Annotated in this window: 14 protein-coding genes; 8 read left to right on the top strand and 6 right to left on the bottom strand. The window is 71.1% G+C overall.

Features of this window, described 5'->3' with window-relative positions; all coding sequences use genetic code 11:
• Window positions 1–16 precede the first annotated feature (16 nt).
• Window positions 17–832 carry a type I methionyl aminopeptidase gene (gene map, locus AVS7_RS09330; RefSeq protein WP_024001240.1) on the bottom strand — a complete coding sequence of 272 codons (816 nt, stop codon included), beginning with the start codon at window positions 830–832 and terminating at the stop codon, window positions 17–19.
• 131 nt (window positions 833–963) lie between these two features.
• Here map and AVS7_RS09325 point away from each other — a divergent pair, with 131 nt between their 5' ends.
• From AVS7_RS09325 to AVS7_RS09300, 6 genes are all read left to right on the top strand, one after another.
• Window positions 964–1755, top strand: coding sequence for an SDR family oxidoreductase (locus AVS7_RS09325; protein ID WP_020228185.1), 792 nt, complete (start codon window positions 964–966; stop codon window positions 1753–1755).
• A 39-nt stretch (window positions 1756–1794) separates the two neighbouring features.
• Window positions 1795–2208, top strand: coding sequence for a PaaI family thioesterase (locus AVS7_RS09320; protein ID WP_020228184.1), 414 nt, complete (start codon window positions 1795–1797; stop codon window positions 2206–2208).
• An 85-nt stretch (window positions 2209–2293) separates the two neighbouring features.
• On the top strand, window positions 2294–3310 hold the full coding sequence (locus AVS7_RS09315; protein WP_020228183.1) for an NADP-dependent oxidoreductase: 1017 nt from the start codon (window positions 2294–2296) through the stop codon (window positions 3308–3310).
• The gene (locus tag AVS7_RS09310) at window positions 3307–3768 is read left to right on the top strand and encodes a GNAT family N-acetyltransferase (protein WP_020228182.1); all 462 of its coding nucleotides are present in this window, start codon (window positions 3307–3309) and stop codon (window positions 3766–3768) included. The genes AVS7_RS09315 and AVS7_RS09310 overlap by 4 nt, the downstream gene beginning before the upstream one ends.
• Complete coding sequence (locus tag AVS7_RS09305; protein ID WP_020228181.1) at window positions 3765–4697, top strand: glutathione S-transferase family protein; 933 nt, start codon at window positions 3765–3767, stop codon at window positions 4695–4697. Before AVS7_RS09310 ends, AVS7_RS09305 begins: the two co-directional genes overlap by 4 nt.
• Window positions 4694–5599: an SDR family oxidoreductase gene (locus AVS7_RS09300; protein ID WP_020228180.1), complete on the top strand. Its 906-nt coding sequence runs from the start codon at window positions 4694–4696 to the stop codon at window positions 5597–5599. The genes AVS7_RS09305 and AVS7_RS09300 overlap by 4 nt, the downstream gene beginning before the upstream one ends.
• A 61-nt stretch (window positions 5600–5660) precedes the next feature.
• Here AVS7_RS09300 and AVS7_RS09295 read toward each other — a convergent pair whose 3' ends face one another.
• Window positions 5661–6251 carry a DUF1566 domain-containing protein gene (locus tag AVS7_RS09295; RefSeq protein ID WP_024001239.1) on the bottom strand — a complete coding sequence of 197 codons (591 nt, stop codon included), beginning with the start codon at window positions 6249–6251 and terminating at the stop codon, window positions 5661–5663.
• Window positions 6252–6330: 79 nt separating this feature from the next.
• On the opposite strand from AVS7_RS09295, the gene AVS7_RS09290 reads away from it, so the two are divergent.
• On the top strand, window positions 6331–7569 hold the full coding sequence (locus AVS7_RS09290; RefSeq protein ID WP_020228178.1) for a multidrug effflux MFS transporter: 1239 nt from the start codon (window positions 6331–6333) through the stop codon (window positions 7567–7569).
• Window positions 7570–7619: 50 nt separating this feature from the next.
• Window positions 7620–8957, top strand: coding sequence for an MFS transporter (locus AVS7_RS09285; protein WP_144425069.1), 1338 nt, complete (start codon window positions 7620–7622; stop codon window positions 8955–8957).
• Between the two features lie 26 nt (window positions 8958–8983).
• Here the strand turns inward: AVS7_RS09285 and AVS7_RS09280 are convergent, their stop codons facing one another.
• From AVS7_RS09280 to AVS7_RS09265, 4 genes are read right to left on the bottom strand one after another with little or no spacing between them, the layout of a single operon-like run.
• The gene (locus AVS7_RS09280) at window positions 8984–9958 is read right to left on the bottom strand and encodes a tripartite tricarboxylate transporter substrate binding protein (protein WP_020228176.1); all 975 of its coding nucleotides are present in this window, start codon (window positions 9956–9958) and stop codon (window positions 8984–8986) included.
• A 22-nt stretch (window positions 9959–9980) separates the two neighbouring features.
• A complete protein-coding gene (locus tag AVS7_RS09275) occupies window positions 9981–10379 on the bottom strand; it encodes a Zn-ribbon domain-containing OB-fold protein (protein ID WP_020228175.1) in 399 nt (132 codons plus the stop codon).
• Window positions 10376–11548, bottom strand: coding sequence for a thiolase domain-containing protein (locus AVS7_RS09270; protein ID WP_024001238.1), 1173 nt, complete (start codon window positions 11546–11548; stop codon window positions 10376–10378). Before AVS7_RS09270 ends, AVS7_RS09275 begins: the two co-directional genes overlap by 4 nt.
• Window positions 11549–11553: 5 nt before the next feature.
• The gene (locus AVS7_RS09265) at window positions 11554–12534 is read right to left on the bottom strand and encodes a tripartite tricarboxylate transporter substrate binding protein (RefSeq protein ID WP_020228173.1); all 981 of its coding nucleotides are present in this window, start codon (window positions 12532–12534) and stop codon (window positions 11554–11556) included.
• Window positions 12535–12542: the final 8 nt, after the last annotated feature.

The following is a 12542-nucleotide window of genomic DNA, read 5'->3' as shown; positions in this document are numbered from 1 at the left end:
CCGTGCGCGCTTCCCCTCAGGTGGCAGTGGCGGTCACGAAGGAGGGCAGGGAGGGGTAGCCGGCCGACAGCGTCAGCACGTCGAAGCCGGTCTCGGTGACCAGCACCGTGTGCTCCCACTGGGCCGAGAGGCTGTGGTCCTTGGTGACGATGGTCCAGCCGTCGTTGCCGTGCTCCTTGACCTCGCGGCGGCCGATGTTGAGCATGGGCTCGATGGTGAAGGTCATGCCGGGCACCAGCTCCTCGCCCGTGCCGGGGCGGCCATAGTGCAGCACCTGCGGTTCCTCGTGGAACTTCTTGCCGATGCCGTGGCCGCAGAACTCGCGCACCACCGACAGGCCGTGGCCTTCGGCGAACTTCTGGATGGCGTGGCCCACGTCGCCCAGGCGCGCGCCGGGCTTGACCTGCTGGATGCCCAGCCACATCGACTCGTAGGTGAGCTGGCACAGCCGCTTGGCCGCGATCGAGCACTCGCCGATCAGGAACATGCGGCTGGTGTCGCCGTACCACCCGTCCTGGGAGATGACGGTGACGTCCACGTTCATGATGTCGCCCTTCTTCAGGGGCTTGTCGTTCGGGATGCCGTGGCAGACCACGTTGTTGATCGAGGTGCACAGCGACTTGGGGTAGGGCGGATAGCCCGGCGGCTGGTAGCCCAGCGTGGCCGAGCGGCTGCCCTGGCGGGCCATGCATTCCGCGGCGAGGCGGTCCACGTCGTTGGTGGTCATGCCGGGGCGGATGTGGGGCGTGATGTAGTCCAGTACCTCCGACGCCATGCGGCAGGCCTCGCGCATGCCTGCGATGTCCTCGGCACTCTTAGGGGTGATGCTCATGGGGCGCGATTATCCCACCGGCCCCGGCGCGCCCGGGGCGCGGGCGCGCGAATCGCACAGGCGACAGCGGGCCTTGGAGCTGTGTGGCCACAATCGCCCTTTACCGCTTTTTCATTCTGGGAGACGCATCCATGGCCCGTACCGTGCAACAACTCTTCGACCTCTCCGGCAAGACCGCCCTCGTCACCGGCGGCTCGCGCGGCCTGGGCCTGCAGATGGCGCATGCGCTGGGCGAGGCGGGCGCGCGGGTGGTGGTGAGTTCGCGCAAGGCAGAGGATCTGGAGCAGGCCGTGGCCGAGCTGCAGGCCGCCGGCATCGACGCGCGCTGGATCGCCGCCGACTGCGCCAGGGAAGACGACATCCAGCGCCTGGCCGCCGAGACGCTGCAGCGCGTGGGCGACGTGGACATCCTCGTCAACAACGCCGGCGCGAGCTGGGGCGCCGCGGCTGAGGACTATCCCACCGCGGCCTGGGACAAGGTGATGAACCTCAACGTGCGCGGCTACTTCCTGCTGTCGCAGGCCATCGCCAAGCGCAGCATGATCCCGCGCCGCGCGGGCCGCATCATCAACGTGGCCTCCATCGCCGGACTGGCGGGCAACCCGCTGGAGATGAAGACCATCGCCTACAACACCTCCAAGGGCGCGGTCATCAACTTCACGCGCGCGCTGGCGGGCGAGTGGGGCGTGTACGGTATCGGCGTGAACGCGATCTGCCCCGGCTTCTTCAAGACCAAGATGGCCACGGTGCTCATTGAGACCATGGGCGAGGAGAAGATGGCCGCGCACGCGCCGCTGCGCCGCCTGGGCGACGACGAAGACCTGAAGGGCATCACCCTGCTGTACGCCAGCGAGGCCGGCAAGCACATCACCGGCCAGTGGCTGGCGGTGGACGGCGGGGTGAGCGCGATCATCGGCGGCTGAGGCTATCCTTGCGCATCACCTGCTTTTGAGGAGCCGCCCGTGCTGGATTTCGGTGCCAACATCCCCTTCGTCCACGAGCTGGGCTTCTCCCTGCGCCACATGCAGGGCGGCACATCCGAGCTGCACTACGAGGCCCGGCCCGAGCACCTGAACTCCTTCGGCGTCACCCACGGCGGCGCTACGATGACGCTGCTGGACGTGGCCCTGGCCACGGCCGCGCGCAGCGACACGCCGGACCAGGGCGTGGTCACCGTCGAGATGAAGGCCAGCTTCATGCACCCCGCGCGCGGCCCGCTGGTCGCCAAGGGGCGGCTGCTGCACCGCACGCGCTCGCTGGCCTTTGCCGAAGGCGCCATCTACGACGCCGAAGGCCGCATGTGCAGCCACGCCACGGGCACCTTCAAGTACGTGCCCAAGGCCGCGCGCGAAGGCGCCTCCGTGCCCACGGACTGAAATACAAGCTAAATCGGCTTCCAGCGCTTGACAGGAAAGCGCAGGCAGCTATTGAAACCATAGTGAATCAACCGGAGACACCGCCATGCCACGCAACCAGCAGATCCTGCTCGACAACCGCCCGCAGGGCGAAGCCACGGCCGGCAACTTCCGGCTCGCCGCTACCGACACGCCGCCGCTGCAGGACGGCCAGGTGCTCGTGCGCCACCACTACCTGAGCCTGGATCCGTACATGCGCGGGCGCATGAACGACAGCAAGAGCTATGCCGCCAGCCAGCCGCTGGGCGAGGTGATGATCGGCGGCACCGTGGGCGAGGTGGCCGAGAGCCGCCACCCCAGGTTCGCCGTGGGCGACAAGGTCGTGGGCATGGGCGGCTGGCAGGAATGGAGCGTGGTCGACGGCAATGCGCCCGGCATGCTGCGCAAGGTGGATACCACCCACGTGCCGCTGTCGCACTACCTGGGCGCCGTGGGCATGCCCGGCGTGACGGCGTGGTACGGCCTGGTCAAGATCATCGAGCCCCGGGCCGGCGAGACCATGGTGGTGAGTGCCGCCTCGGGCGCCGTGGGCAGCGCCTTCGGCGCGCTGGCCAAGGCGCGCGGCTGCCGGGTGGTCGGCATCGCGGGCGGGCCGGACAAGTGCCGCTACGTGACCGGGGAGCTGGGCTTCGACGCCTGCATCGACCACCGCGAACACGGCGACCTGAAAGCCATGTCCAGGGCGCTCAAGGATACCTGCCCCGACGGCATCGACGGCTACTTCGAGAACGTGGGCGGCTACATTCTCGATGCCGTGCTGCTGCGCGCCAACGCCTTCGCGCGCGTGGCCGTGTGCGGCATGATCGCCGGCTACGACGGCCAGCCGCTGCCGCTGCAGAACCCCGCGCTCATCCTCATCAACCGCATGAAGGTGCAGGGATTCATCGTCAGCGAGCACATGGAGGTGTGGCCCGACGCGCTCAAGGAGCTGGGCGGCCTCGTCGCCACCGGCAAGCTGCGCCCGCGCGAGAGCGTGGCGTTGGGGCTGGCGTCCGCGCCCGAGGCCTTCCTGGGCCTGCTCAAGGGAAAGAACTTCGGCAAGCAGCTGGTGAAGCTGGTGTGACCGTGCACTGGACCTGGGCGCGCTTCGACGACCTGGGCGTGCACGCGCTGCACGACGCGCTGGCCCTGCGCTGCCGGGTGTTCATCCTGGAGCAGGGCCCTTACCAGGACCCCGACGACGCCGACAGACACGCCTGGCACCTGCTGGGCCGCGCCGAGGCCGGCGGCCCGCTGCTGGCCACGCTGCGCGTGGTGGACCCCGGCGTGAAATACACGGAGCCTTCCATCGGCCGCGTGGTCTGCGCGCCCGAGGCGCGCGGCACCGGCCTGGGCCGCGCGCTGGTGGCCGAGGGGCTGGCGCGCTGCCGCGCCGCCTGGCCGGGCAGGGCGGTGCGCATCAGCGCGCAGGCGCACCTGCAGCGCTTCTATGGTTCCCTGGGCTTCGCGCCCGTCTCGCCCGAATACCTCGAAGACGGCATTCCCCACGTGGAAATGCTGTGCTCTGGAGCGTACCGATGACCACCCCGATCCTGCACCACTACCCCGCGTCCCCCTTCGCGCACAAGGCGCGCTGCATGCTCGGATTCAAGCAGCTCGCGTGGAAATCCGTCATCGTGCCCAGCGTGGCGCCCAAGCCCGACGTGCTGGCGCTCACGGGCGGCTACCGGCGCACGCCCTTTCTGCAGATCGGGGCCGACGTCTACTGCGACACGGCGCTCATCAGCGACGTGCTCGAACACCTGCGGCCCGAGCCCGCGCTGTACCCGCCGCACCTCAAGGGCGTCTCGCGCGTGTTCGCGCAGTGGGCCGACACCACTCTGTTCTGGGCCGCCATGGCGTACAACCTGCAGCCGCGCGCGGCCGAGGCGCTGTTCGCCGGCCAGCCGCCGGGCGCGGCCCAGGCCTTCAGCGACGACCGGCGCGCCATGGGCATGCCGCGCCTGCGCCCGCAGGACGCCACGGCCGCCTACCGCTCCTACCTGCGGCGCATCGCCAGCATGGTGGAGGAGCACGACTTCCTTTTCGGCACCGAGCCCTGCGTGGCCGACTTCGCCGCCTACCACCCGCTGTGGTTCACGCGCACATGCGTGCCGGCGATGGCCGGCATCCTCGCGGCCACGCCCGCCGTGCTCGAATGGATGGACCGCATCGCCGCGCTGGGCCAGGGCCGCATGGAGAAGTTCAGCGCCGCGGACGCCATCACCGTCGCCGCCAATGCCGAGCCGCTGCCCCTGCCGCCCGAGGCCTTCCAGGACGAGCACGGCATCGCCCTGGGCAGCCGCGTGGCCATCGCGGCCGAGAGCTTCGGCACCGAGCCCACCGAGGGCATGCTCGTCGCCGCCACGCGCACGCGCTACACCCTGGCGCGCACCGATCCGCGCGCGGGCGCGGTGCACGTGCACTTTCCCCGCATCGGATACGTATTGAGAAAGGCAGAGACAGCATGATCGACGACTTCGCGGGAAAAACCGCCGTGCTCACCGGAGCCGGCTCGGGCTTCGGCCTGGAATGCGCGCGGCTGGGCGCCAGCAAGGGCATGAACCTGGTGCTGGTGGACGTGCAGCAGGATGCGCTGGACCAGGCCGCCGCCGAGCTGCAGGCCACCGGCTGCCAGGTGCTGGCGCGGCGCGTGGACGTGTCCGACGCGCAGCAGATGGAGCAGCTCGCGCAGGCCGTCTGGAGCCGCTTCGGCGCGCCGCACTTCGTGTTCAACAACGCGGGCGTGGGCGCGGGCGGTCTGGTGTGGGAGAACACCGTGCGCGACTGGGAATGGGTGCTGGGGGTCAACCTCTGGGGCGTGATCCACGGCGTGCGCCTGTTCACGCCCATGATGCTGGAGGCCGCGCGCCGCGACCCGGCCTGGCGCGGCCACATCGTCAACACCGCCAGCATGGCCGGCCTGCTCACGCCGCCCAACATGGGCATCTACAACGTGAGCAAGCACGCCGTGGTGAGCCTGACCGAGACGCTCTACCAGGACCTGCGCCTGGTCACCGACCAGGTGGGCGCCAGCGTGCTCTGCCCGTACTTCGTGCCCACCGGCATCGGCCGCAGCGAGCGCAACCGGCCCGCGGCGATGGAGGGCGAGAAGCCCACCAAAAGCCAGCTCATCGGCCAGGCGATGATCGAGAAGGCCGTCACCAGCGGCAAGGTCACGGCGGCCGACGTGGCGCGCAAGGTGTTCGACGCCGCGCAGGCGGACCAGTTCTACGTGTTCAGCCACCCGCACGCGCTGGGCAACGTGCAAAGCCGCGTGGAGAGCATCCTGCGCATCGAGAACCCAGCCGACCCGTTCCTGGAGCGGCCCGAGGTGGGCCAGCAGCTCAAGGCCGCACTGCGGGCCCAGTGATTCGAAAAAGAGAGCTGCCCGCGCTTGTGTATCAAGCGCTGGAGCCCATTTTCATGCCCGTTCAAGGCGCGGGCCGCACCAGCCGCACGGCCATGCGCGTCGCCCGCCCCACGTCGCCGCGTGCCTCGCCGGTGGACATGTCCACCGCCCAGCCCTGCTGCACGGACAGCTGGCTTTCCCCCTCGCCGCCGCGCACCACGTTGCCGTAGGCATAGGGGTTGACCGCGGCGGCGTTCACGCTGGCCGTGCCCGTCCAGTGCCAGTCGCGCGGCGCGGCGGGGAAGAGCCGGGCGTCCATGGTGGGCGGCCTGGCGCTGCGGTCCACCAGGCGGCGCAGCTCGTTGACGCGCGGCAGGCGCCAGCGCACCCCGTCGGCCTTGCCGAGCGCCTTGGCCCGCGCCTGCGCCTCGCCATAGGTGAAGAGCTGGGCCATGCCCGTGCAGGTGCTGCCGTTCCAGCGCATGCCCTCCACGCAGCGCGGCCAGGCCAGGCGTGCGCGGTGGTCGACCACCAGCGTGCCGTCGGCCGACAGGCCCAGCGCGGGCTGCGCGGGCGCGGCGGCATTGCCTGCGGCGCCCGCGGGCAGGGCGAAGGCGGCTGTCAGCACAACCGCCCAGCGGCGGCATGGCATGGAGAGGGCGGGCAATGGCATGGCGAATGTCCTTGCAAGGGTCTGGCGGCATTGTCCTGCACGGCGCCGAAGGGCGGCCGATGTGGCGACAATCTGCCGAATGCCTTTTTCCCCCTTCTTCCGCATGGCCCTGATCCTGGGGCTGCTTTCGGCCATCGGCCCCTTCGCCATCGACATGTACCTGCCGGCGCTGCCGGCCATCGGCGCGTCGCTGCGGGCCGACGTGGGGGCGGTGCAGTGGAGCCTGACGGCCTTCTTCCTCGCGCTGGGCGTGGGCCAGCTGGTCTACGGGCCGGTGTCGGACATGGTGGGGCGCAGGCCGCCGCTGTTCTTCGGGCTGGGCCTGTTCACCCTGGCCAGTGTGGGCTGCGCGCTGGCGACCGACGTGCACACGCTGGTGCTGCTGCGCTTCGTGCAGGGGCTGGGCGCGGCGGCGGGCATGGTGATCCCGCGCGCCGTGGTGCGGGACCTGCACACGGGCACCGAGGCGGCGCGGCTCATGTCGCTGCTGATGCTGGTGTTCAGCGTGTCGCCCCTGCTGGCGCCGCTGGCCGGCAGCGGCGTGATCGCGCTGACCGGCTGGCGCGGCGTGTTCTGGGTGGTGGCCGTGGCGGCGCTGGCCGGGCTGGTGCTGGTGCAGCGGGCGCTGCACGAGACGCGGCCGGCCGCCCAGCGCGTGGAAAGCTCCCTGGGCAGCGCGGCATCCTCCTACGGCACGCTGCTGCGCGACTGGCACTACCTGGGGCTGGTGGGCATCGGCGGCTGCTCCATGGCCGGCTTCTTCGTCTACCTGGCGGGCTCGCCCTTCGTGCTGATCAACCACTACGGGCTGTCGCCCGTGCAGTACAGCGCGGCGTTTTCGGTCAACGCGGCGGCCTTCTTCGCCAGCGCGCAGTTCACGGCGCGGCTGGGGCGGCGCTACGGCATGGTGGCCGTGGTGAAGACGGCCGCCAGCGGCGCGGGCATGGTCATGCTGGCCCTGCTGGCGCACTACCTGCTGGGCGGCGACCGGCTGGCCGTGCTGCTGGTGCTCTACTTCATCGCCAGCGCGCTGATGGGGCTGGTGATTCCCACAACCTCCGTGCTGGCGCTGGAGGAGCACGGCGCCATCGCGGGCACGGCGTCCGCCCTCATGGGCACGCTGCAGATGCTGATCGGCACCCTCGCCATGGCGGCGGTGGGCCTGTTCGCCACCGACGCGCCCCTGCCCATGGTGGTGGGCATGGCCACGGGGGCGCTGGCGGGCGTGGCGCTCACCTGGATCACGCTGGGCCCGGTGGGCACGCAGCGCATCGCGCGAGGCACCGCGAAGGACACGGCCCAGGGGCGCCAACCGTGAGTGCGCCGCCCCTGGCCGACGGCCTGCCGCAGCCAGCGCGCCGGCAGGCGATGCTGGTCATCATCCTGGGGCTCACGCTGGCGGTGCTCGACAGCAGCATCGTCAACCTGGCGCTGCCCGACATCGCGCGCCAGCTGCGCTCCGGCGCCGCCCAGAGCGTGTGGGTGGTCAACGCCTACCAGATCGCCACCCTGGTGGCGCTGCTGCCGCTGGCCGCGCTGGGCGAGCGCCTGGGCTACCGGCGCGTCTACCTGGCGGGCATGCTGCTCTTCGCGCTGGCCTCCGTGGGGGCGATGCTGGCGGCCAGCATGCCTGCGCTGGTCGCGGCGCGCGCGCTGCAGGGGCTGGGCGCCTCTGGCGTGATGGCGGTGAACGCGGCCCTGGTGCGGCTCATCTACCCCCGGGCCCAGCTCGGGCAGGGCATGGCCGTCAATTCGCTGGTGGTGGCCACCGCATCCATGGCGGGGCCGTCGGTGGCGGCGGCCATCCTGTCGGTGGCGTCGTGGCCCTGGCTGTTCGCCATGAACCTGCCGCTGGGCCTGCTGGCCTGGTGGCTCGCCCGCCGGGCGCTGCCCGACAACCCGGCGGCGCAGCGCCCGGCGCCGCGCTTTTCCGCGCTGGACGTGCTGCTCAACGGCGCCATGTTCGCCCTGCTGTTCCTCGGCGGCGCCCAGCTGGGCGTGCGCGCCGCAGGGCAGGGCGGCGGGGCATCGGGCTGGCTGCTGCTGTGCGCCGGCCTGGCGGTGGGGGCGGTGCACCTGTGGCGGCAGTGGGGGCGCGCGGCGCCGCTCTTTCCCGTTGACCTGCTGCGCATCCCCGTGTTCGCGCTGTCCATGGCCTCGTCCGTGGGCGCGTTCTGCGCGCAGATGCTGGGCTTTCTCTCGCTGCCCTTCCTGCTGCTGGAGTCCTACGGCCGCAGCCACCTGCAGGCAGGCCTGCTCATCACCGCCTGGCCCCTGGCCACGGCGGTGGTGGCGCCGCTGGCGGGCCGGCTGATCGGCCGCTACCCGGACGGCCTGCTGGGCGGCATCGGCATGGCCGTGTTCGCGGCCGGCCTGCTGGCCCTGGGCCTGCTGCCAGCGCAGCCGGCGGACGCGGACGTCCTGTGGCGCATGGCCCTGTGCGGCGCGGGCTTCGCGCTGTTCCAGTCGCCCAACAACCACACCATCGTCACCTCGGCCCCGCTGCACAGGAGCGGCGCGGCCAGCGGCATGCTGGGCACGGCGCGGCTCACGGGGCAGACACTGGGCGCGGTGGTGCTCGCCGCGATCTTCGCTCTGCGGCCGGGGCACGACGGCAGCGCGGAGGCGCTGGCGCTGCTGGTGGCTGCGGGGTGCGCGGTGCTGGCGGGGGTGTGCAGTTCGCTGCGGGTGAAGCGGCAGGACTGATCTTCCTGCGCGCCTGGCAATGCCGCCTACTGCACTGTCGCGCCCGACGCCTTGACCACCTTCGCCCAGCGCTCGATCTCCTGGTGCACATAGGCGGTGAAGGCGGCAGGATCGGTCACCTGGGCCTCGGCACCCATATCGGCGATGCGCCGCAGCACGTCCGGCTGCGCGAAGATCCTCGCCATCTCGGCATGCAGCTTGTCGACGACCGGCCTGGGCAGGCCCGCGGGGCCCATGAGGCCGAACCAGGAGCGCACATCGAAGCCGGGCACGGTTTCCGAGATGGCGGGCAGGTCCGGAAAGGCCGGGTTGCGCTTGGCGCTGGTGACGGCCAGCGCACGGAGCTTGCCTGCCCGGATGTTGGGGGCCGCGGCGGGCAGGTTGTCGAACATCAGGTGCACATGGCCGCCCAGCAGGTCGTTGGTGGCGGGCGCGGCGCCTTTGTAGGGGACGTGCTGGTACTTGACGCCGGTCTCCATGCGGAACATCTCGGCGGAGAGGTGCTGCGACGTGCCGTTGCCGGAGGACGCGAACACCAGCGTGTCGTTGCTGCGCGCGTACTGGATGAACTCCGCCAGGGTCTTCACCGGGAGCGATGGATGCACGACGAGCACGTTGGGAATGGACACCAGGTGCGCGATGAAGGTGAAGTCCTTCACGCTGTCGTAGGGCAGCTTGCCGACCAGGCTGGCGTTGATGGTGTGGTTGATGGCGCCCATGAGCAGGGTGTGCCCGTCGCCGCCCGCGCGGGCGACCACCTGCGTGCCGATGACGCCGCCGCCGCCCGCGACGTTCTCGACCACCATGGGCTGCGGCCAGGCCAGGCTGGCCTGGTGGGCGACCAGGCGGCCGACGATGTCGGTGGCGCCGCCCGCCGCGGCGGGCACGATCAGCCGCACGGGCTTGGAGGGGTAGGCGGCTTGCGCGCGGGCGTGAAAAGGCCCGGTGCCGGCAGCTGCGGCAAGGGCCTGCAGCAGGCGGCGGCGTGTAAAGGGTGTCATCGGTCGTCTCCTTCGTTGTGATTCATGCGGGCCGGAATACCGGCGCGTGCCGGCCCTCGGCGGTCGCGCGGAAACCGCAGCGCAGCACCATTCCGATGTGTAGATGCTCCGGGTCCGCATCGACGATGTTGGTCATCAGCAAGGGGCCCTCTGTCACCTGCACGTAGGCCAGCACGTAGCAGGCACCGGGGCGCCGGATGACGGTGTAGGTGTGGAGCACCCCCTCGCCGCCGGCCTGCTTCCAGCGGACGGCATCCGAGCGGCAATAGGGGCAGCGTGGGCGCGGGTGCCAATGGAACTGGCCGCAGCTTGCACAGTGCGGCAGCAGGAGCCTGCCCTGTTCGGCAGCCTCCCAGAAGGGCCGGTTTTCGGGGAAGGCGGCGACGTAGGGGTCGCCGGCCAGGGCGTGGGCATCGTTCATGGCAGGCGCTCCAGCAGGACGGTGGCGTGGGCGTGGCCCGCGCCCATGACGAGGCCCGGGCCGCTCGCCAGGGCGATGTCGCAGCCTGGGACCTCCACGGCGGGATGGGCTTCCCCGCGCAGCTGGCGCACGGCCTCGATGACCTTGGTGATGCCGCCACGGTTCTGCGGGTGGTTGTTGCACATGCCCCCGCCGTCGGTGTTCCAGGGCAGCTTGCCCACGCCCGAGATGAGGTTGCCGTCGGCCACGAAGCGCCCGCCTTCGCCCTTGGCGCAAAAGCCCAGGTCTTCGAGCTGCAGCGCCACCATGATCGTGAAGTTGTCGTAGACCGAGGCGTACTTCACGTCGGCGGGCGCGAGGCCGGCCTCTGCGAACGCACGCGGCCCGGTGACCGCGGCGCCGGTCTGCAGCAGGTCCAGGCGCCCGGCCTCGTTGGTGCGGATGGTTTCCGCGAACCCGCGCACACCGACCAGCGGCCGCTTCAGCGACCGCGCGATGGACGGGTGGACCAGCACCAGCGCGCCCCCACCATCGGTGATCACGCAGCAGTCCAGCCGACGCAGCGGATCGGCCACCAGGGGAGAGGCGAGCACGTCGTCCGTGGTGTACACCGTTCGCAGCAGCGCATGGGGGTTGTGCTGGGCATGGTGCGATGCGGCGACCTTGACCCACGCCAGCTGCTCCATCGTCGTGCCGTATTCGTGCATGTGCCGGCGGGCCAGCATGCCGTACATGCCGGCGACCGTCCACGCGTAGGGTTGCTCGAAGGGGGCGGCGGGGCGCTCCGGGGGAATCTGGCGGATTTCGGTGCCCGTGGCCTGGCCGCTGCTGCGCGGCTTGCCGGCCAGGGTGACGAGCGCGACGGAGCACCGGCCCTGCGCGATCGCGGTGGCGGCGTGGCCCACGTGGGCGATGTACGAGCAGCCGCCGGACTCGGTGCCGTCGATGTGCCGCAGGCGCAGGTTCATGTAGTCGGCCATCAGCGCGGGGATGCCGCCCGGCGCATCGGCGGCGCAGAAGTAGCCGTCCACGTCGTCCAGGGACAGGCCCGCGTCGGCCAGCGCGCCGTGGGCGCATTCGGCATGCAGCTGGGCCACCGACTTGTCCGGCGCATGGCGCGTGGGGTGCTCGAAGGCACCGGCGATGAAGGCGGGGTGATGGAAACCCATGGCGTTCACCGGGACGCGGCGCAGCGCTCGGGCACCGCGGCGCAGGGCAGTTTGCCGATCACTTCGCCCCACTTGGCCGTTTCGGCTTTCAGGCGCGCTTGCAGATCGGCGGGCGTGCCTGGCAGGGGTTCGTAGCCAAGCGCGGCGAGCTGCTCGCGGAAGTCGGGCGATGCCTGGATGCGGTTGAGCTCCGTGTTCAGGCGCTGCACGATCGCTGGCGGCAGGTGGGCCGGCCCGATCAGCGCGAACCAGCCTCCCGATTCGTAGCCCGGCACGGTGTCCGCGATGGGCGGAACGCCGGGCAGTAGCGCGTGGCGCCTGGTGCCGCTGACACCGAGGGCCTTGACCTTGCCCCCTTCGACCTGCGCGATGGCGCCTCCCACCACGTCGAACATGAAGTCCGTGCGGCCCGCCATCACGTCCAGAATCGCCGGGCTGCCCCCGCGGTAGGGAATGCCGTTGAGGTCGGCCTGGGCGAGCTGGCCGAACAGCGCGGCCGCCAGGTGGTTGCCCGTGCCTACGCCGGAAGACCCGTAGGACACCGTGCCGGGGTTCCTGCGGGCGCGCTCGACCAGTTCCGCGGCGCTTTTGTACGGCGCGTCGGGCGCGGTGATCAGCACGTAGTCGAAGGCGGCGTAGATGCCGATGAAGCTGAAGGCGTTCAGGGCGTCGTACGGCAGCTTGCCCATGTGCGGCGCGATGGTGTGCAGGCTGTTGGCCGTGGCACCCAGCGTGTAGCCGTCGGGCTCGGCCTGCGCCAGCCGCTGCAGCGCGATGGCGCCCGAGGCACCGGTGATGTTTTCCGCGACGACCTGGTGGCCCAGCGCGGTTCCCAGCCGCTGGGCCAGCAGGCGCGCGGCCTTGTCGGTGGCGCCGCCGGCGGCCAAGTGAATGATCATCTTGATCGGTTTGTCGGGCCAGGTCTGGGCGCTGGCGCCCTGCGCAACGCACAGGCCGATGGCAGCGACGAGCGTCGTCCATTGCATGGGAGTCT

It is taken from the genome of Acidovorax sp. MR-S7 (genome assembly GCF_000400995.2).
Taxonomy (GTDB): domain Bacteria; phylum Pseudomonadota; class Gammaproteobacteria; order Burkholderiales; family Burkholderiaceae_C; genus MR-S7.
Note: the sequence above shows the minus strand (reverse complement) of the source record. Positions and strands in the feature narration are given on the sequence as shown.